The sequence below is a fragment of the Priestia sp. ST2 genome (assembly GCF_055810735.1).
This window is the reverse complement of sequence record NZ_JBVVNT010000001.1, coordinates 176,348-196,600: the sequence shown is the minus strand read 5'-3', so window position 1 is coordinate 196,600 and position 20,253 is coordinate 176,348. Positions and strand designations below refer to the sequence as shown.

Below are 20,253 nucleotides of genomic sequence, written 5' to 3'. Positions count from 1 at the left end.
GGGATGTAAATAAAAAAAAGGAGCTTCTTAAAAAGAAGCTCCACATTTATTAAAATAACAAATTTAAAATCATATAGATAAGTGCAGCTAATGAAGCTGAAATTGGCAATGTGATAACCCATGTAATCACCATGCGCTGTGCAGTTCCCCATTTTACACCTTTCACTCGGTGAGCAGAACCTACACCTAAGATAGAAGATGAAATAACATGAGTAGTACTGACAGGTAGATGAACAAACGTTGCTCCAAAGATAATGGCAGCACCTGTTAAGTCCGCAGCTACTCCATTAACAGGACGAATTTTCATAATTTTACCGCCAACGGTTTTAATGATTTTCCATCCACCAATTGACGTTCCAAGTCCCATTGCCACCGCACAAGCCAGCTGTACCCACCACTGAATCTCAGTACCGCTTTGCATATTGTTAGCAATAAGCGCTAGCGTAATGATACCCATTGCTTTTTGCGCATCATTCGTACCGTGTGTGTAAGATTGTAGGGCTGCAGTCAGGATTTGAACGCGTCGAAAACGCTTATTCGTTTTCGTCAAGTTATGGTTTTTAAACGTTAGTTTGATAATCGTATAGACGATATAACCTACTACAAAGGCTAGAACTGGTGAAATTAGAAGGGCTTCAATGATTTTGATGAAACCTTTGTAATTTAAAGCACCAAATCCAGCAGCTGCAATAGCTGCTCCTGCAATCGATCCAATAATTGCATGAGAAGAACTACTAGGGATACCGAAATACCATGTGATTAGGTTCCACGCGATAGCAGAAATTAATGCTGCTAAAATAACGACAGAACCATTTTGAAGCGTATAAGGATCAACGATATCCTTTGTAATCGTTTTGGCTACGCCCGTAAACGTCATAGCACCGACAAAGTTCATGGTTGCGGCTAAAAGAATTGCATGTCGCGGTTTTAAAGCTTTGGTTGAAACAGAAGTCGCAATGGCATTAGCTGTATCGTGAAATCCGTTGATAAAGTCAAAACCAAGTGCACCAACTACAATTAGAATGGTTAATATTAGCATCGAATCCATTATAATATAGCCCCGTTACGCATTCTTCATAATAACTGATTCTAAGTTGTTCGCAACCGTTTGACAATAATCCGCGATTTCTTCTAGCGTTTCATAAATTTCTTTATATTGAATAACTTTAATTGGATCTTTACATGTTGCAAATAATTGTTTTAGTGCACGACGATATAATGTATCACAATGTGACTCATACTCTTTAATTTTAATTGCATGTTCACTAATTTGAAGAAGCTTTTTCTCAGACAACAAATTAATAGTAATTAAAATCTCTTCAGCACAGCCTTGAATATTTTTAACAAATTCAGCTACATATTCATCAAATGTCGTAATTGAATGAATTTCCATTAAAGCAGCAAAGCTGTCGATGCCATCAAGTACATCATCCATGCTCATTGCTAGCTGTAAAATATCTTCACGCTCAATTGGAGTAATAAATGCTTTGTTCAACTCAGTAATCACTGTATGCACGTATTTATCACCTTTTGATTCATACGCTTTTAAAACATTGGCAAATTCCTTTAGGTCAGATACATTTTGAAGTTCAAAGCTGCCTAAAAAATCTGCTGAGTCCTTAATATTTTGGGCAATGTCCATTAACATTTCAGAAAACTTGTCTTTTTTTCTTTTGATCACGTTGCAATCCTCCATCCAATTTATCGAAACTTTACCACTCGTTTTTTCTCTCTATCTTTTTATATGTGTTCTAGTTTCTTTTTTCATTTAAAGTAATGGATAAAACTTAGCTGTTCATTACTATAACGAGAGAAACCACCTCTCTTGTGTATCAAAAAATTCTAAAAAAACAAACGTTTACCAGAGCAAAAGTCCCAAAAGGTGGTTCTTTTACTTATAGGTTATGCGATTCATTTTTTTACGCCAAGTCAAAAATTACTCCTATTATTGTTAATTGTCAATAACTTTTCAAACACATTTTTTTAGGTCTCTTTACAATACATTAACAATAATACGTTCATTCCTTTTAAAATAAGGGTTTTCAGAGTTTGTATAAAACTGGGATTTACAAAAACTTAACATTACTCCCCTTGTGTAAATAATAAAAGCCAGCTCCTTTAGAACTGGCTTTTATTATTTACTTATTATATTGCTGAAATACATTTTTTACTTTCGGCACGACGTAATGACTTCCGCCTTTATCTTCTACTCCTTCAACCATCATTGAAACGAGTAGGTTTTTCTGTTTTGTATCCACAGCTAAAAACCAGCCGTTTTCCTGCCCTTTTTCACCTTGAGTTTTCTTTAATTCTGCCGTTCCAGTTTTTCCAGCTAGGGTTAACCCATCTATCTTTGCAGCATGACCCGTACCGTTTTTATCTTCAATGACATCAACTAAATCATTTTGAATTAATTGCGCCGTTTCTTTAGATATTACTTGTTTTTTCCATATTCCACTCTCATTACCGTTCATAAGAATAGGCTTTACTATGTTTCCATCGTTTACAATCGATGTATACATCAATGCCAAGTGGAGAGGATTCACTTGCAGTTTCCCCTGGCCATAGCCAGAGTTTGCTAATACTCCCTCATCTTTAATATCTTGATCACCTGCAATTTTAGACGTTTCAAAAGGATAATTAACAGGCATTTTTTGATTGAACCCAAACTGTTTTAAACCACTGTTAAATTTGTCTAAACCTAGCTTCAAAGCAGTCTGCGCAAAATAAATATTATCAGATGTAACATAAGCATCACGTAAATTAACATTCGGCTTGCTTCCCACTCGTGTTACGTAGAAATTTCCCCAGCTTTTATCTTTTTGCCATTTCTTCCCGCTGATTGATATACTTTCGTTTGGATTTACCGCACCTTCATCAACCGCTAAAGCTCCCGTGACTAACTTAAATGTAGATCCCGGGGAATACGTTTTGGTAAAGCGATTCATTAACGGCTTATCGGGATTCGTTGAAAGGGATTGGTACGTATTAGCATCGATTCCAAAAGAAAAAGAATTCGGATCAAAAGCTGGCGTGCTTACAAGACCTAATATTTCTCCCGTTTTAGGTTGAAGAGCAGTAGCTACTCCTTTTTCAGCTTTTAACTGTTCATAAAGGGATTTTTGAACATTCGTGTCTACCGTAACTTGAATGCTTTCCCCGTCTTTTGGATTCATTTTTGCAATTTCATTCTTTTTATTACCATCTTTATCTACAGTATAAATCGTGACGCCGTCTCGAGCACGAAGCTTATCTTCATATAAAGACTCTAAGCCAATCATTCCAGCTTTAGACTGAGCATTATAGCTTTCATCTTTATGCTCTTTTAAATATTCCGCTGTGACAGGCGCAACGTATCCAACTAAATGGGCACACGCTTCTTCACAAGGATATACGCGCGCATTTACCTTTTTTTGTTGAATGCCTTCTACTTTTTTCAAAGAATTCTCTAAATTAGAGGCGTCTTTTTGACTAACTGTTTTAATAGGAACAAATTGATTCTCTTTCACCCAAGAAGCGCTCAGTGCTTGATTAATACTTTTTTCTGAAAGAGCAAGAGTCTTGCTTAATTGTTGTATCGCTTGCTCGCCGCCTTTAGAAAACTGCTGGGGAACAACTCCAACTTGAATCGCTTCTCCGTTTTGAGCTAAATATTTCCCTGAACGATCCATAATTTCTCCACGCACGGCTGACTGAGTAGCTACTCTTACTTGCTCTCCTTGCTTAAGTCCTTTAAAAATCATATTAGGCTTCCAATTAATATACCAATTCTCTGTATCCCCTTGTTTTTCTTGAACCACAGCAGCATTTTCTTTAAATGAGATTTCACCGGCTACAGAGTTCATGTTTACTTCAAAAGGTAAAACAGCTTTATGGTCTTTTATTTCTAAGTCTTCTATTTTACTTGCCTTCACTTTAAGCTTGTCCGCTTCAATTGCATCATAGATATTTTTATATCGATTCACAAAATCTTTTTCTGAAATCGTCTTTTTAGCATCTTTAGACAAGTATCCATACATGCCTTTAAAATCTTCTTTATTCCACATAGCTACATATTTATCAAATCGATCCTGTGCTTTCTGTTGATCATTTGAGCAACCGGCAGTTATTAATAAGAGAATTGCCATAGTAAAAAATAGCCACCCAATTCGTCTCATGATGATTTTCCCCCTTTTTTCAATACCATTTCTCTATCATATAAAATTTTACATAAACTTTCCATCGGAAAGTTAAGATCAGGAATTAATTGGTATTACAACCCACTAAATTTACATATCGACAAAAAAATCAATAGGTAAATAAGAAAAAAATTGAACATTTTGTGAATATTTTGTGTCTTTTTTGGAAAGTATTTGATATAATAATTGTAAGAAGAAAAAGAATAGGAGGCGACTAAAATGAGAAGATTCTTACAGTTTTACTTTATGTTTAGTTCTCTGTTCTGTTTTGGAAGCGTTTTCGTCCTACTTATGTCTCAAGAATATTATTTTGCACCGTTATTCCTCACACTGGGCTGTTTAAATATTTTTCTCTTTAAAGTATATATTCAAGAAAGTCGAAAAGATAAACAAGCTGCACCTGAAAAACCTAAACCAACAATTTAACGAACTCGTCTCTCGGCTGAGATGAATGTAAAAGAAGAACCGGTGAATTTTTCACCGGTTCTTCTTTTACGACGTTGAAGCTTTTGGAAACCTATCGTTTGCAATAATCTCACCGATGCTTTCACTCTTTCCTTCACCGTCATCAATATTTAAAAGCGGGAACAATAACTCTCCTACGTGATAAGCCTCTTCTAAATGCGGATAGCCTGATAAAATAAAAGATTCAATTCCTAAAGCTTCATATTCTTTTATTCGTTTCGCTACATTTTCAGCACTGCCTACTAGTGCAGTTCCTGCGCCTCCCCGGACGAGCCCTACACCTGCCCATAAGTTAGGGCTAATCGTAAGTTCCTCTCGGGTTCCTCTGTGAAGGCTCGCCATTCGCTGCTGCCCGACTGAGTCATACCTAGCAAAAGTACGCTGTGCAGCTTGAATCGTGTCGTCGTCCAAATGCTGAATTAATCGATCGGCTGCTTGCCAAGCTTCTTCTTCCGTTTCGCGTACAATAATATGCAAACGAATCCCAAACTTAACGGTTCTGCCTTCTGCTTCTGCTTGCTTTCTCACAGCCGTTATTTTTTCTCTTACTTGTTCAGGAGGTTCGCCCCACGTTAAATACACATCAGAATGTTTTGCTGCAACTTTTTGTCCTGCGGGTGAAGATCCGCCAAAATAAATAGGTGGAGAAGGTTTTTGAACAGGTGGATACAACAGCTCGCTGTTCTCTACATGAATATGTTTTCCTTCATAATTAACCGTATCTCCAGCCAATAACCCTTTCCACACATCTAAAAATTCATCCGCAGCTTCATAACGTTCATCATGTGATAAGAAAAGGCCGTCTCCGACTAATTCTGCTGGATCTCCTCCTGCTACTACGTTAACTAGTAAACGACCTTTTGAAATTCGATCAAGAGTCGAGGTCATGCGCGCTGCCACGGAAGGAGCCATAATGCCGGGACGTACCGCTACTAAAAATTTCAAACGCTCTGTTTCAGGTATAAGTGAAGCAGCCAATAGCCACGGGTCTTCGCATGATTTCCCCGTTGGAATCAAAACTCCTTCAAACCCTAACCGGTCAGCTGCTTGAGCAACTTGCCGAAAATATGAATAGTCTGCTGAACGACCTCCTCGATTTGTCCCTAAATATCTTCCATCTCCATGGGAAGGAATAAACCATAACATTTTCATGATTCAACACTCCTTTTCGTTTGTTCTAGATGATATCCCAGCTCTTTTAATGAACGTTTAATTCTCACTTCTGCTTCTTCCGCAATAAACTCAATTTCATTTTCTTTCGTATAGGCCACCTCAGAATCAACAATATAAACTCCATGAATAAGAGCAGTAGCTCCTAAAACGGATAAAGTCGGCTTAAATACATAATCAAGAGCCAGTAGGTGAGCAATGGTTCCACCTGTGGCTATCGGCAGCACGGTTTTATTGTGCAAACCTTTTTCAGGTATTAAATCTAAAAATGTTTTTAAAATTCCTGTGTAGCTAGCTTTATAAATTGGGCTGACAATAATAACGGCATCAGCATCTGCCACTTTCTTTTGAGCTTCTTGAATCGCAGGGCTAGAAAAGTTAGCATATATTAAGTCTTCAGCGGGCAAGTCACGAACATGCACAGTTTTCACTTCATATTTTTCATCTTGTAGATATGCTGCAATATACTTGCTTAAAGCAGCTGACCTTGATTGCTTTGAAGGGCTTCCTGTAATAATTGTAACCTGGCTCATTATCATCTCTCCTTTTAACTTATAAAACTGATAGATTTACAAGGATTAATACGTATATAAATCCTTCTTTTATTTTTCACCTGCGTAGCTGTCTCTCCATTTAAGAAGACGCTTTTCTAATACTCGGACAAATGAATCGGTTAATTTGCCTACAACAGCAAAAATAATAATTCCGACAAAAACTACGTCCGTTTGAGAAAACTGTCTAGCATCCATAATCATGTATCCTACACCTTCACTTGCTCCCATTAATTCAGCAACTACCAGTCCGAGCCATGCAATACCTAAAGACAATCGGACACCAAGTAAAATATTAGGAAGAGCAGCTGGTAAAATGAGTTTTGTGATTTGTTTCCATTTACTAAATTGAAGAACACGAGCAACATCAAATAATTTCGAATCAACGCCGCGAATGCCTAGATACGTATTAACATAGATTGGGAAAAATGCACCGTTTGCAATTAGCAATATCTTTGAAATTTCACCAAAGCCAAACCATAAGATAAATAAAGGCGCCAACGCAAGGTGAGGAACAGTTCTAAGCATTTGAATAGATGGATCCATATAGTGCTCCGTTTTCTTTGAGAAACCGACAATTACACCAAATAGTAACCCTAGTCCAGCTCCAACGGCAAAACCTATGGCAGCACGCAAAATACTGATTTGAAGGTTAGCTCCAAGTTCTCCAGATACGATGAGCTGTTTGAAAGAAAGTATGATATCAACAGGTGTAGGAAGTACAGTTTTGGATACATAGCCCGCAGAACCAATGATTTGCCACACGACAATAAGCAGAAGTGGCACGACAAGAGAACGAAGAAAAATCCCCTGCTTATTTTTCGCTTCTTCCTTTCTTTTTTTCATTTTTTGCAAGTGAGCTACTGAAGACTGGACGTGTCCTGAAACCACAGATGTTTTACTCATTTTCATCACCTCATTTGTCTTTTAATGCTTTTTCAATAAATGAATTATCAACGACATCTCCAGTATCAATTTTCTTTTTAATAACGCCTAAAGATTGTTGAAAATCAGCTGTTCGCTGTTGTTCTGCAATAATTTCTTTAGAGGTTGGGCGATTATAGGCAGGATTATTTTTTAACACTTGTCTTACTACGTCTTTATCTAGATTTTTTTGTTTTGCTAAAATATCCACAGATTCTTCAAAATGTTCGTTTTGCCATTCAAGCGCTTTTTGATAAACTTGTAAAAACTTAACGACTAACTCTGGATGATCTTTTGCAAAGCCTTCTCTTACAATAGTAAAACCTGGTGAAGCAACCTTTAATGAATCGCCGTCTGCTAAAATGCGAGCTTCATTTTTTAAGTTTTGCAGTGAGATAAACGGTTCCCAGATTGACCATGCATCCACTGATCCATTTTCAAATGCTGGCTGAGCTTCGTCTGGCTGAAGCTGAATAATCTTTACATCACTTGGCTTCAACCCATTTTGGTCAAGAGCTCTGTACAATAAATTAAAACCGCTGCTTCCTTTCGCAACCGCGATCTTTTTACCTTTTAAATCTTTTACGCTTTTAATCTTGCTGTTTTTCCCTACTAAAATGGCATTTCCTTTCAACCCGTCGCTGGAATTAGCAATTTCTAAAAACGGAATGTCTGCGCCTTGACCAGAAATAACCGGTGAATTTCCAACTTGGCCGAAATCCAAATGTCCAGATGCTAAACCTTCAAATTGCGGAGGACCGCTTTGAAACTCTGTCCATTTAACATTTACACCTATTTTTTTAAATTCTTTTTCAAACCATTTTTGGTTTTGTGCCAGCATTAAAGGACCTAAGCTTTGTTGGATACCAATATTAATTGTAACGTTTTTTGAATCTTCTCCGCTCGCTTTTTCTTTCGTCCCGCACCCAGCCAATGCGAGAACAAGTACAATAGCTGCAGTTAAAAGTAGCTTTTTCATCTGTTCTGTCCCCTTCTCTGTCTTATTGAATCTTTAATGTTCTCCTGCTTCTTCAAATTCTTTCAGTACTTGCTGCCTTAGCTGCTGAAACGGTAACTCTGTCTTTTTTCGCGGATGACTAATTTCTACTGGAACGACCCGGCTAATTTCTCCTGGTCTGGCACTCATAATCACAATTTTAGTTCCCAAGTAAATGGATTCATCTAAATCATGGGTAACAAAAATCATGGTTGTTTTTTCTTTTTTCCATATGTCTAGCAGCACATCTTGCAAATGAGTGCGCGTAAAAGCATCTAACGCACCAAACGGTTCATCTAACAATAAAACCTCTGGATTTCTTAAAAGAGCACGCGCAATAGCAACTCGTTGAGACATCCCCCCAGATAGTTCTCGAGGATAAGCTTTTTCAAATCCTTTCAGCCTGACAATATCAATTAACTCATCTACGCGGCGCCGAACGTTCGAATCTTTCAGCGATAAGTCAGCCGCTATATTTTGCTCTACATTAAGCCAAGGGAACAAGCGGTGTTCTTGAAAGATCATTCCTTGTTTAATGCTAGGTCCGGCTATGTACTTCCCGTTGATTTCAATACGCCCTTCATAATCCATATCAAGTCCTGCAATCATTTTAAGCAGTGTACTTTTTCCGCACCCGCTCGGACCAATAACGGTGATAAATTCACCTTTATTAATCGTAAGATTTACATTTCGCAATGCTTGAGTTACTTGTTCTCCTTTTTGAAATGAGCGGTTAACAGATTGAATGACAACACTCAAAGCAGTTCCTCCTCCTTGAATTTTTAAATTAAAAGCTCGTTCATCTAAAAACACAAAAGCTCCTACCTGAAAAAGGTAGGAGCTTTCGGTTGACCGATCAGCCCGTTGCTATATTTAACTGATTTGTTATTGGATTATTTTGAATTTTATCATATTAATCCGATTTGTCAACTGCGTTTTATATATTTTATCACTTTGATTCTTGAGGATTTGGCTTTTTCCATTTAAATACTGAGTTTAAAAATCCGTATATATGCTTAGACTCCTTCGTTAACAAAGGGCCAATAATAGCTAAGATCAATACATAAAGCGCGGCGAATGGCTGAAGAATTGCGGATAATCCTCCTTCAATTCCAATGTTAGCCATAATGATCGAAAACTCGCCTCGTGACATAATCGTTAACCCAATGTTGGTAGAGGCCTTGTGTGACAGCCCGCTTTTTCTTCCTGAAATCATACCGGCTGTAAAGTTACCAATGATCGTAAGCGCAACTGCGCCAAGCGCAAGCCATCCTGCATCCCACAGCGTAAGAGGATCAATACTTAACCCGAAGCTGAAGAAAAAGATAGCTCCAAAGAAATCACGAAACGGTACGACAAGATGTTCAATCCGATCGCGATGTTCCGTTTCAGAAAATACAAGTCCAAGCAATAACGCACCAATTGCTTCTGCCACGTGAATTGTTTCTGAGAAGCCTGCCACAAAAAACAATACCGCAAAAACGACGATTATAAAGATTTCGTTTGATGAAATATTTAAAAGTTTATTTAGCAGCGGCGTGGCTTTTCGAGCAATGATAAAGAACAGCATCATATAGCCAAACGCAATTAAAATAGATGTTAAAGATCCAGCAAGCGATCCGTGGTCTCCAAGCACCAACCCTGAAACGACAGAAAGATAAACGGCTAAGAAAATATCTTCAAACATGATGATCCCTAATATCAGTTCCGTTTCTGGATTCGCTGTTCGTTTTAAATCAACCAATACTTTTGCGACAATTGCGCTGGACGAAATCGTAATAATTCCAGCGATAATCAGCACTTCAAGAAGAGGATTTCCTGTCAGGTATCCATACAATAATCCTAAAGTGAAGTTAATTAAAATATAAATAGATCCTCCCACCGCGATGGACCTACCTGATTTAATTAGCTTTCCAACTGAAAATTCTAATCCTAAATAAAAGAGTAAAAAGAGAACTCCAATTCTCCCCATGAATTCAATAATCTCTTGGCTTTCAATAAACTTTAAACTGAATGAGCCAAACTCAGGAGCATGGGGACCGACCGCCATGCCCAGCAGAATGAGGAATGGAATAATCGTAAATTTAAATTTATGTGCTAGTATAGCCGCTAAAGCTACTAGTAACAAAGCTGTCCCAACTTCAAATACTAAATGATCCAATTATGAACTACCTCCTTGTGAAAGCAATTCTTTAATGAGCGTTTTTAAATTTCCTCGTTCTCCAGAGATAACAAGCGTATCTCCTTCTTCAATTAACGTATCTGGTCCTGGAGTTGATAATTTTTTTTGCGTGTTTTTAATGACGGCGATGATAGTGACATCATAATTGCTGCGAACGTCAATTTCACCAATTGTTTTACTGTGAGCTTTCGCTTGTTTTTCAACTTTGTACCACTCAATAACTAAGTCATTGAATGCCACTTCAATGGTTTCCATTGCTTTTGGCTTGTAAATCATGCCGCCTAAAATTGCAGCTAGCTGTCTTGATTCCGTATCTGTTAACGTAATGTCAAAAATGCTTTCTTCTAAATCTTTTTGATCGAAGTGATAGATTTCACGTCTTCCATCATCATGAATGATAACGACTACGCGGTTTCCTCCGCTTGTCTCAATTTCAAATTTACGGCCGATTCCTGGTAACTCCGTTTCTTTAATCATCATTGAATGATCACTCCTATAAAGTTTTTAAAAAGAATTTTTTAATTTTGCCGCGTTATTTGCCTAGAAAATCCGCATAGCAAATAAGCCTAAGAATAGTTGGTAATTTTAGGTTTGAAGAAAAGGCTGTTGAAATTTCAACCTTTTTTATTTAATTGAGGTAACTTGATTGAAAGATTTTTGGGTAAAAAAGTGTTTTCTTGAGGATAAAATACGCAATTTGATGCGTCGGAATGATGAGTTTGGCACTCACCCATACTAAAGCAAAAGTTACTATCACACTTTGTATGAGAGATCCTATTTGTTTAACGCTGTGCTTAGCTCCTGGAGACATGTGCACGATATCCGTGTAATGCTGAACCGAACTTTTTGTGACCTTCACTTTTTCAAAGTCGTTATCAATAAATTTATCTGGCAAACTCGCAAAAGGCAAACAGAATATCATGCATAACAATAAGCTCATCCATATATTTTTCATCATCTCACCTCTCTTTCTTCTGAACTAGTATCTCCTTACTTAAAAGTATACGTACTCTGAAATTCAATTTCAAGCAATAAGTTTTTTTTATAAAGATTTACCTTTTTTATAATTTTTTCTTAACGTTATTCTTTTTAGATATGTATGCGACACTGAAAAAAATATACAAAAAGCTGGCTTTCTAAGAAGAAAGCCAGCTCATGTTATAATTCAAGTTCTCCCATTCGAAGGAGTTCTACGACTGCTTGAGAACGCCCCTTGACTCCAAGCTTTTGCATCGCATTAGAAATATGATTTCGAACTGTTTTTTCGCTAATGAATAGTTCACTCGCGATTTCTTTTGTTGTTTTGTCCTGTACTAAAAGCTCGAATACTTCTCGTTCACGCTTTGTAAGTAGCGGTTTAGGTTGAAACTCTTTTTCTTTCAATGTAACCCTCCTTGCCTGATCCTGAGTTGAACTATCGGATGGGTGTAAATTTAGTCAACATATCTTATGTGCGGTATGCCTACGCGGTTACTAGTTTTAGAAAAAATATGCAAAAAACTCTTTTTCACCTTTAAAAAAGAAAAAAAGCCTGAAGAAAGAGCCTTCAAGCCATTTTCATATATTTGATAAACACCTTTTCATCTCTTCATTCCACGGGACGCTTTTTCCTGTTTCTTTAGAAATTTGCACCATTGTTCCTCTCCCGGTGAGTACAACCTCTTTTTGCTCATTTTGAATCATATAGTGTAAATCAACCGACGAACGTCCAATTCTATGAGCTTTTACAAAAACAGATAGCATGTTGCCAAAATACACTTGTTTGACATAATCGCACTGCAAATCAGCCACCACCGGTATCGTTCCCTCATGCTCACTCGTCCACTTTTGCATAAAGCCAATATGGTGAAAGAATTCCGTACGTATTTGTTCAAAATAAACAAAAGGAACCGTATTATTTAAATGCCCAAACATATCTGTTTCCGAAAATCTTACCTTGATCTCCTGCTTAAACGAAAATGACTCTTTCCAATGATCCATGTCTTCAATATACGAAATATTATTCATCTGTATTTCCTCCGTTCGTCATAGACAAAATAAAACCTCTCCGCATGGAGAGGTTTTGAGTGATTATACTTGATCGCTACCAAAGAAACTTCTGAATGCTTGAATTGTTGTATCGCGGTTCAAAGCTGCGATTGAAGTAGTCAATGGAATTCCTTTTGGGCATGATTGAACGCAGTTTTGAGAATTCCCGCAGTTCGCTAGTCCTCCATCACCCATAATCGTCTCTAAACGTTCTCCTTTATTTAACGCACCGGTTGGATGGGCATTAAACAGGCGAACTTGAGAAAGCGGTGCTGGACCGATGAAGTTTGACTTGTCGTTTACATTTGGACAAGCTTCTAAGCAAACGCCACATGTCATACATTTGGATAACTCATACGCCCACTGACGTTTCTTTTCAGGCATACGCGGTCCTGGACCTAAATCGTATGTGCCATCGATTGGAACCCATGCTTTTACTTTTTTTAGTGAATCAAACATACGGCTGCGGTCTACTTGCAAATCACGAACCACAGGAAATGTTTTCATTGGCTGTAAGCGAATTGGTTGTTCTAGTTTATCAACAAGAGCTGTACATGACTGACGAGGTTTACCGTTGATGACCATTGAACAGGCTCCGCATACTTCCTCTAAACAGTTCATTTCCCAGTTTATCGGAGCAACCTCTTTACCTGAAGCATCAACAGGGTTACGTCTGATTTCCATCAGTGCTGAAATAACGTTCATATTCGGACGATACGGAATTTCAAACTCCTGATTGTAAGGAGCAGATTCAGCTGAATCTTGACGTGTAATAATGAAGCGCACTGTCTTTTGGACTGTTTGTTGTTCACTCATTGATTAACGAACCCCCTCTTGTTGTTTTTTTGGTTTTTCATCTTTTTTCTTTGTGTAGTCGCGTTTACGCGGTTTAATTAACGATACGTCTACCTCTTCATAATGGAAAGAAGGAGCCGTTTTCTTATCCACAAAAGATGCCATTGTTGTTTTTAAGAATTCTTCATCGTTACGATCTGGGAAATCTGGCTTATAATGAGCACCGCGACTTTCGTTACGGTTGTAAGCTCCTAGCGTTACAACACGTGAAAGCTGAAGCATGTTTTGCAACTGACGAGTAAATGTTGCCGCTTGATTACTCCATTTAGCTGTATCATTAATGTTAATACGATCATAGCGTTCAATTAATTCTTGAATCTTTTCATCTGTTTTTAACAGTTTGTCATTGTATCGTACGACTGTCACGTTGTCAGTCATCCATTCCCCTAGCTCTTTATGAAGAACGTATGCATTTTCTGTACCTTGAAGATTCATGATATTGTTCCATTTCTCTTCTTCTTCTTTCACATGACGATCATATACGCTTGAAGAAATAGCATCTGCGCTCTTTTCTAAACCATTGATGTATTCAACCGCTTTAGGACCGGCAACCATACCACCATAAATAGCTGATAATAATGAGTTTGCTCCTAAACGGTTCGCTCCGTGCTGTGAATAATCACACTCACCAGCTGCGAATAAGCCAGGAATATTTGTCATTTGATCGTAATCCACCCATAAACCGCCCATTGAATAGTGTACGGCTGGGAAAATTTTCATTGGTACCTTGCGCGGATCATCGCCCATGAATTTTTCATAGATTTCGATGATACCTCCAAGTTTAATGTCTAGCTCTTTTGGATCTTTATGTGAAAGGTCCAGATAAACCATGTTCTCTCCGTTGATTCCTAACTTCTGCGCTACGCAGACATCAAAAATTTCACGAGTTGCAATATCACGAGGTACTAAGTTACCGTATGCAGGATATTTTTCCTCTAAGAAATACCAAGGTTTACCGTCTTTATATGTCCAAACGCGTCCGCCTTCTCCACGAGCAGATTCACTCATAAGACGAAGCTTATCATCTCCTGGGATAGCAGTTGGATGAATTTGAATAAACTCTCCGTTTGAATAATATGCACCTTGCTGATACACGATAGATGCCGCTGAACCTGTATTAATAACTGAGTTCGTCGATTTTCCAAAAACAATTCCAGGTCCACCTGTAGCCATAATAACCGCGTCAGCTGGGAACGTTTTAATTTCCATTGATTTTAAATTCTGTGCAGAAATTCCGCGACAGCTGCGCTCATCGTCAAGAACAGCACCTAAGAATTCCCATCCTTCGTACTTTGTCACAAGTCCGGCAACTTCATAACGACGAACCTGCTCATCTAATGCGTACAATAATTGTTGACCCGTTGTTGCTCCAGCAAAAGCCGTACGGTGATGCTGCGTCCCGCCGAATCGTCTGAAGTCTAACAAACCCTCAGGAGTACGGTTAAACATAACACCCATGCGGTCAAGTAAGTGAATAATACCAGGAGCTGCTTCACACATTGCTTTTACAGGTGGCTGGTTGGCTAAAAAGTCTCCGCCGTACACTGTGTCATCAAAGTGTTCCCATGGTGAATCTCCTTCACCTTTCGTGTTTACGGCTCCGTTGATTCCACCTTGCGCGCAAACTGAGTGAGATCTTTTTACCGGAACTAGTGAAAATAAATCTACTTGCTTGCCAGACTCAGCAATTTTTATTGTTGCCATCAAGCCAGCTAAACCGCCACCGACTACGATGATTTTTCCGTTACTCATCGGAACCCCACTCCTTCAAAACCTTAATTTTATGCAAATGCGAATAATGTACGAACACCTACAAATGTAAGTGCTAAGAAGATTGCTAATGTCACATAAGTTGAAATTCTTTGAGAACGTGGTGTTACAGTTAACCCCCAGCTAACTCCAAATGACCATAGACCGTTTGCAAAGTGGAAGATCGTAGATACAACACCAACTATGTAGAATGCAAGCATTGCCGGGTTGCTTAAAATTCGTTCCATCATTTGAAAATCTACTTCTTTTCCAAGCGCAGCTTGTATTCTGGTTTCCCATACGTGCCATGTGATGAAGATAAGTGTGATTACACCTGAAACACGCTGAAGGATAAACATCCAGTTACGGAAAAAACCGTAGTTGTTAACGTTTGTTTTAGCAGTGAATGCGATGTAAAGACCGTATATTGCGTGAAAAACGATTGGTAAGAAAATAATGAAAATTTCTAGAGCATAGCGGAAAGGTAAGCTCTCCATGAAGTGAGCTGCTTGATTAAATGATTCTTCTCCCTTTGTCGCGAAATGATTCACAACTAAATGCTGTGTTAAGAAAATCCCGATTGGTATTACCCCAAGTAATGAATGGATTCTCCGATATTGAAACTCTCTGTTTGCCGCCATCTGCGTAGACCCCCCTTAGTTAAATGAACATAGTTTGTGAAGAACTTTCTTACTCCCACTAGACAAATAGATTAATCGTGAATACAGGAAATGAAAACCTTTGCATTTCCTAATAAAGTATGTGACAGGTTAATTTTACTCCCATCGATTAAGAGCGTCAAGGCAAGATGTTTAAATCTTCTATAAAATATAAATTTATAAAATTTTATATTTGTTAACGCTTACTGTATTGATGTTACAGATTTTTTCTTTCTATTATAATATTGCTTGCCACAAATAAGTAAGCGTTTACTTTATGCTTTTATTGTAAACAAGTTCACAAAACATTTACACAGGTAAAAGTACCCTTTTAAAAGGTATATTATGGATTTTTCATCTTTACATCTAACTCTTTTTACCATAATAAAGATCCTCTTACATTTTATTAAAAAAATGCGTGAGAGGTTTTTTAGATTTGTATATAATAGTAGTAAAGAAAGAGGGGAAAGCATGAGCAATTTACAAACAGAATCACAGCAAGAACTTGAAGAGACGATGGAAACATCAGAACCTAATGTCACAGCTGAAACAGAGAGAACTCTTGATCACGTTTCATATTTCGGATACAGCCTTTTGCGTGACGTGTTAATTCCAGAGCTTCTTGGAGACGAAACAAATACCATTTCATACTGGGCAGGAAAACACCTTGCTCGGAAATACCCATTAAATACAATGGATGAAATCGTCGCTTTTTTTAAAGCAGCTTCCTGGGGAACACTGACGCTTGCAAAAAAAGATAAATATTCACTCGAGCTTGAGTTATCAGGTGATGTGGTCAGCAAAAGATTTCAGCAGGAAACTTGTTCGTTTCATCTTGAGTCAGGATTTGTGGCTGAACAGATTCAGCGTCAAAACAACTGCCTAACAGAAGCCTACTTAACACATAAAGAAAAGAACGGAAAAGTGCTGATTTCCGTGCAGTGGGACCGAAAAGATATCTTACCTACCGAAACACGCGCGGAGCGTTATAAAAAGTAGGAAATACGTATATATAAAAGACGTGGAGATACCACGTCTTTTTTCTCTTCTTTATACTTGCACTGCTTGCTGCTCTTCTAATTCAAATGCTACGTGAAGCGTCTCAACAGCTTTTACCATATCAGCATGCGGTACAACTGTAGATACTTTAATTTCAGACGTGCTGACCATCTTCACTTCAATTTTCTCTCCTGCCAGCACTTCAAACATTTCGGCTGCAACGCCTGGATTAGAAATCATGCCAGAGCCGACAATTGATACTTTAGCCAAACCGCTTTCATGTTCAATACGCGTATATCCCAAAGTAGATTTATACTCTTTTAAGACGGCAAGAGCGGCGTCTACGTCTACGGTTTTAATAGAAAATGAGATAGAGAGACGATTATTAGCCGTTACGTTTTGAATAATAATGTCCACATTTAACTGTTCTTTTGCTAATGCTGTAAAAATAGTAGAAAGAGTTTGCAACTCGTTGTTTAACCCTTCAATTGTCACTCGTGAAATATTATCTTCAAACGCAATTCCTCTTACGACTAAGTTTTGTTCCATTGAAACTTCCTCCTCAACAATCGTTCCATTCTCGTTTTCTAAGCTTGAACGCACTTCTAGCGGTACCTGATAATTTTTTGCAAACTCAACAGCGCGCGGATGCAGCACCCCTGCTCCCAAATTAGCTAATTCTAACATTTCGTCATATGAAATAGAGTGAAGCTTACGAGCATCTTCTACATAGCGCGGATCTGTCGTAAACACTCCTGTTACATCTGTATAAATATCACATTTTGCAGCTTTTAATGCTGCGGCAAGAGCTACTGCCGTCGTGTCAGAGCCGCCTCGACCTAATGTTGTAATGCTACCATCTCCTGAACAGCCTTGGAATCCAGCTACTACTACGATTCGGCCTCTATCTAATTGGCTTTGAATACGAGTCGTGTCAATGTGCTGGATTCGTGCATTGCTGTGAACTGCTTCCGTCTGGATACCAGCTTGCCAACCTGTTAGCGAAGTTGCTTCATACCCTTTATATTGAAGGGCCATTGTTAACAGGGAAATCGTTACTTGTTCTCCAGTTGTAAGAAGCATATCCATTTCGCGTTTGCTTGGACTGTCCGTAATATCACTTGCTAATTTCACCAGTGCATCTGTAGTTTTGCCCATTGCCGATACAACAACAACTACTTGGTTACCGCGCTCTGCTTCTTGAATAACACGGTTTGCTACATGTTGGATACGTTCAACAGAACCAACAGATGTTCCACCAAATTTTTGAACGATTAATGCCATAATTTTGTTCATTCCTTTTCAATAAATTTGCATATGCAGGATGATGAGAAGCTAAATTTTTTTACTCAGACAATAAAAAAAGCAATGAGATGAGCTCTCATTGCTTAACGAACGAAAATTATAAAACATAACCGTCCACTGCCGTGAGATAGCTCTCCAAGAATCTACATCTTGACAATCCTACGTTTATTCAACGCAGAACCAGCAATCATTACTATGAGGTAATGTTCACTTCGGCAAATTTCCCTTTCCGCATCATTCATAAGAGCTCATACCCTTCCTGATACGTACTGATTAAATTTGCACCTCTATCTTCACTTCATTTGATGAAGTGTCGTATGAAATTAGTTAATAGCTTATCAAATATTTTCTATTATTTCAAGACTATTTTTGCAATGTTTCATAAATTTTTTCAGCGATGTTTTGAGGAACACCTGAATTTCGAATATCATCAACCGTTGCTTCTTTCAATTTTTTCACCGAACCAAAATACTTTAACAAAGCTTTTTTACGTTTTTCGCCCACTCCCGGAATATCGTCCAGAACAGACTGAAAAGCGGACTTAGAGCGCACTTGACGGTGGAAGGTAATCGCAAAACGGTGAACTTCATCTTGAATTCGCTGAAGCAAATAAAATTCTTGACTATTGCGTTCGAGCGGTATGATTTGAGGAGGCTCACCAATCATCAGGTTGGAGGTTCTGTGCTTATCATCTTTGACAAGACCTGCTGTAGGCACTAAAAGTCCCAATTCATTTTCGAGAACGTCCTGTACTGCAGCTAAATGCCCTTTGCCTCCATCTACAACAATTAAATCTGGAAGCGGAAGACCCTCTTTTAACGCTCTGGAATACCGTCTGCGAACGACTTCTCTCATGGAACTGTAATCATCTGGTCCCTTTACGGTCTTAATTTTATATTTGCGATATTCTTTCTTTTCCGGTTTCCCATCAACAAAAACAATCATCGCAGAAACGGGATCTGTCCCTTGAATATTTGAATTATCAAATGCTTCAATCCGATAAGGAGCGGCAATTCCAAGCTCTTCTCCTAACCGTTCAACTGCGCCAACCGTGCGCTCTTCATCTCGTTCAATTAAATAGAATTTTTCACCGAGCGCAATTTTTGCATTTTTACACGCAAGTTCTACTAATTCTTTCTTTTTGCCTCGCTTTGGATGCTGAACCTCTACTTCTACTAATTTCTCAGCCAACTCTGCATCAATCGTTGCTGGAACCATTACTTCTTTTGGCTTAATATTTTTGGCATAAAACTGACCGATAAAAGTTAAGAAATCTTCTTCTGGCTCTTTATAAAAAGGAAACATAGAAACTTCTCGCTCAATTAACTTCCCTTGGCGAATAAAGAAAACTTGAACACACATCCAGCCTTTATCATAAGAATAGCCAAACACATCTCGATTGACAAAATCATTAAACGTTACTTTTTGCTTTTCCATTGTCGCTTCGATATGAGCAATTTGATCTCGATATTCTTTAGCCCGTTCAAAGTCAAGTTCTTCTGAAGCTTTTAACATTTTTTCAGTTAATTCTGTTTTGACATGCTCATATCCACCATTTAAAAACCGCGTGATATTTTCAATAATTTGTTTGTTTTGCTCTTCTTTTACTTCTTTTACGCAAGGAGCTAGGCATTGCCCGATATGGTAATACAAACAAGGTCTGTCTGGCATGGTAGAGCACTTTCTTAATGGATAAATGCGATCAAGAAGCCGCTTTGTTTCATTTGCAGCTTGAACGTTAGGATAAGGCCCGAAGTATTTCCCTTTATCTTTTTTTATTTTTCTTGTAATAACAAGTCGGGGCTGCTTTTCAGCTGTAATCTTAATAAAGGGATAACCCTTATCATCTTTAAGCATGATATTGTATTTTGGATCATGCTTTTTAATTAAATTCATTTCTAAAATAAGTGCTTCTAAATTAGAAGATGTGACGATATATTCAAAATCGACAATGTCGTTTACAAGTCGAAGCGTCTTTCCGTCATGAGATCCGGTAAAGTAGGAGCGCACTCGATTTTTTAATACTTTTGCTTTTCCTACGTAAATGACCGTTCCATATTTATCTTTCATCAAGTAACAGCCGGGCTGATCCGGTAAAATAGCCAGCTTTTCTTTTAAATAATCGTTCATATTTTTCTCCTTCCTCTTCTCTTACTCTGTCCATCTATACATTCGCTTATGAAGCGTAATC

General features: G+C 38.1%; 19 protein-coding genes and 1 riboswitch. Of the genes, 1 reads left to right on the top strand and 18 read right to left on the bottom strand.

Annotation, left to right across the window (positions count from 1 at the left end):
- Positions 1 to 49: 49 nt before the first annotated feature.
- The 16 genes from AC0KUU_RS00965 to AC0KUU_RS00890 all read right to left on the bottom strand — a co-directional run bounded on the left by AC0KUU_RS00965 (position 50) and on the right by AC0KUU_RS00890 (position 15,740).
- The gene (locus tag AC0KUU_RS00965) at positions 50 to 1,048 is read right to left on the bottom strand and encodes an inorganic phosphate transporter (RefSeq protein ID WP_025750624.1); all 999 of its coding nucleotides are present in this window, start codon (positions 1,046 to 1,048) and stop codon (positions 50 to 52) included.
- A 15-nt stretch (positions 1,049 to 1,063) separates the two neighbouring features.
- On the bottom strand, positions 1,064 to 1,696 hold the full coding sequence (locus tag AC0KUU_RS00960) for a DUF47 domain-containing protein (RefSeq protein ID WP_218039679.1): 633 nt from the start codon (positions 1,694 to 1,696) through the stop codon (positions 1,064 to 1,066).
- A 442-nt stretch (positions 1,697 to 2,138) separates the two neighbouring features.
- On the bottom strand, positions 2,139 to 4,157 hold the full coding sequence (locus AC0KUU_RS00955) for a penicillin-binding transpeptidase domain-containing protein (protein ID WP_043976053.1): 2,019 nt from the start codon (positions 4,155 to 4,157) through the stop codon (positions 2,139 to 2,141).
- 513 nt (positions 4,158 to 4,670) lie between these two features.
- Positions 4,671 to 5,795 (bottom strand): FMNH2-dependent alkanesulfonate monooxygenase, encoded by a 1,125-nt coding sequence (gene ssuD, locus AC0KUU_RS00950; RefSeq protein WP_043976051.1) that lies wholly within the window; start codon positions 5,793 to 5,795, stop codon positions 4,671 to 4,673.
- Complete coding sequence (gene ssuE, locus AC0KUU_RS00945; protein WP_322552446.1) at positions 5,792 to 6,346, bottom strand: NADPH-dependent FMN reductase; 555 nt, start codon at positions 6,344 to 6,346, stop codon at positions 5,792 to 5,794. The genes ssuD and ssuE overlap by 4 nt, the downstream gene beginning before the upstream one ends.
- Before the next feature lie 69 nt (positions 6,347 to 6,415).
- A complete protein-coding gene (locus AC0KUU_RS00940) occupies positions 6,416 to 7,270 on the bottom strand; it encodes an ABC transporter permease (RefSeq protein ID WP_409233868.1) in 855 nt (284 codons plus the stop codon).
- A 10-nt stretch (positions 7,271 to 7,280) separates the two neighbouring features.
- On the bottom strand, positions 7,281 to 8,267 hold the full coding sequence (locus tag AC0KUU_RS00935) for an aliphatic sulfonate ABC transporter substrate-binding protein (RefSeq protein WP_043976047.1): 987 nt from the start codon (positions 8,265 to 8,267) through the stop codon (positions 7,281 to 7,283).
- 33 nt (positions 8,268 to 8,300) lie between these two features.
- Positions 8,301 to 9,044, bottom strand: coding sequence for an ABC transporter ATP-binding protein (locus AC0KUU_RS00930; RefSeq protein ID WP_026106708.1), 744 nt, complete (start codon positions 9,042 to 9,044; stop codon positions 8,301 to 8,303).
- A gap of 190 nt (positions 9,045 to 9,234) precedes the next feature.
- Positions 9,235 to 10,446, bottom strand: coding sequence for a cation:proton antiporter (locus AC0KUU_RS00925; protein WP_025750630.1), 1,212 nt, complete (start codon positions 10,444 to 10,446; stop codon positions 9,235 to 9,237).
- Complete coding sequence (locus AC0KUU_RS00920; protein WP_013085158.1) at positions 10,447 to 10,947, bottom strand: cation:proton antiporter regulatory subunit; 501 nt, start codon at positions 10,945 to 10,947, stop codon at positions 10,447 to 10,449.
- Between the two features lie 148 nt (positions 10,948 to 11,095).
- Positions 11,096 to 11,422, bottom strand: coding sequence for a hypothetical protein (locus AC0KUU_RS00915; protein WP_026106709.1), 327 nt, complete (start codon positions 11,420 to 11,422; stop codon positions 11,096 to 11,098).
- A 203-nt stretch (positions 11,423 to 11,625) separates the two neighbouring features.
- Entirely contained in the window at positions 11,626 to 11,850 is a 225-nt protein-coding gene (gene gerE, locus AC0KUU_RS00910) for a spore germination transcription factor GerE (protein ID WP_013059396.1), read from the bottom strand.
- Between the two features lie 174 nt (positions 11,851 to 12,024).
- Positions 12,025 to 12,474: an acyl-CoA thioesterase gene (locus AC0KUU_RS00905; RefSeq protein WP_043976044.1), complete on the bottom strand. Its 450-nt coding sequence runs from the start codon at positions 12,472 to 12,474 to the stop codon at positions 12,025 to 12,027.
- A 63-nt stretch (positions 12,475 to 12,537) separates the two neighbouring features.
- On the bottom strand, positions 12,538 to 13,311 hold the full coding sequence (sdhB, locus tag AC0KUU_RS00900) for a succinate dehydrogenase iron-sulfur subunit (RefSeq protein ID WP_013059398.1): 774 nt from the start codon (positions 13,309 to 13,311) through the stop codon (positions 12,538 to 12,540).
- Between the two features lie 3 nt (positions 13,312 to 13,314).
- Positions 13,315 to 15,102, bottom strand: coding sequence for a succinate dehydrogenase flavoprotein subunit (gene sdhA, locus AC0KUU_RS00895; RefSeq protein WP_013059399.1), 1,788 nt, complete (start codon positions 15,100 to 15,102; stop codon positions 13,315 to 13,317).
- 29 nt (positions 15,103 to 15,131) lie between these two features.
- Complete coding sequence (locus AC0KUU_RS00890; protein ID WP_013059400.1) at positions 15,132 to 15,740, bottom strand: succinate dehydrogenase cytochrome b558 subunit; 609 nt, start codon at positions 15,738 to 15,740, stop codon at positions 15,132 to 15,134.
- 489 nt (positions 15,741 to 16,229) lie between these two features.
- Between AC0KUU_RS00890 and AC0KUU_RS00885 the strand changes: the two genes are divergently transcribed.
- A complete protein-coding gene (locus AC0KUU_RS00885; RefSeq protein WP_013059401.1) occupies positions 16,230 to 16,757 on the top strand; it encodes a YslB family protein in 528 nt (175 codons plus the stop codon).
- 51 nt (positions 16,758 to 16,808) lie between these two features.
- Here AC0KUU_RS00885 and AC0KUU_RS00880 read toward each other — a convergent pair whose 3' ends face one another.
- Both AC0KUU_RS00880 and uvrC read right to left on the bottom strand, forming a co-directional pair.
- Entirely contained in the window at positions 16,809 to 18,041 is a 1,233-nt protein-coding gene (locus AC0KUU_RS00880) for an aspartate kinase (protein WP_043976041.1), read from the bottom strand.
- A 141-nt stretch (positions 18,042 to 18,182) separates the two neighbouring features.
- Positions 18,183 to 18,360, bottom strand: a riboswitch (Lysine riboswitch).
- Positions 18,361 to 18,425: 65 nt separating this feature from the next.
- Positions 18,426 to 20,192 carry an excinuclease ABC subunit UvrC gene (uvrC, locus tag AC0KUU_RS00875; protein WP_013085164.1) on the bottom strand — a complete coding sequence of 589 codons (1,767 nt, stop codon included), beginning with the start codon at positions 20,190 to 20,192 and terminating at the stop codon, positions 18,426 to 18,428.
- Between the last annotated feature and the right edge of the window lie 61 nt (positions 20,193 to 20,253).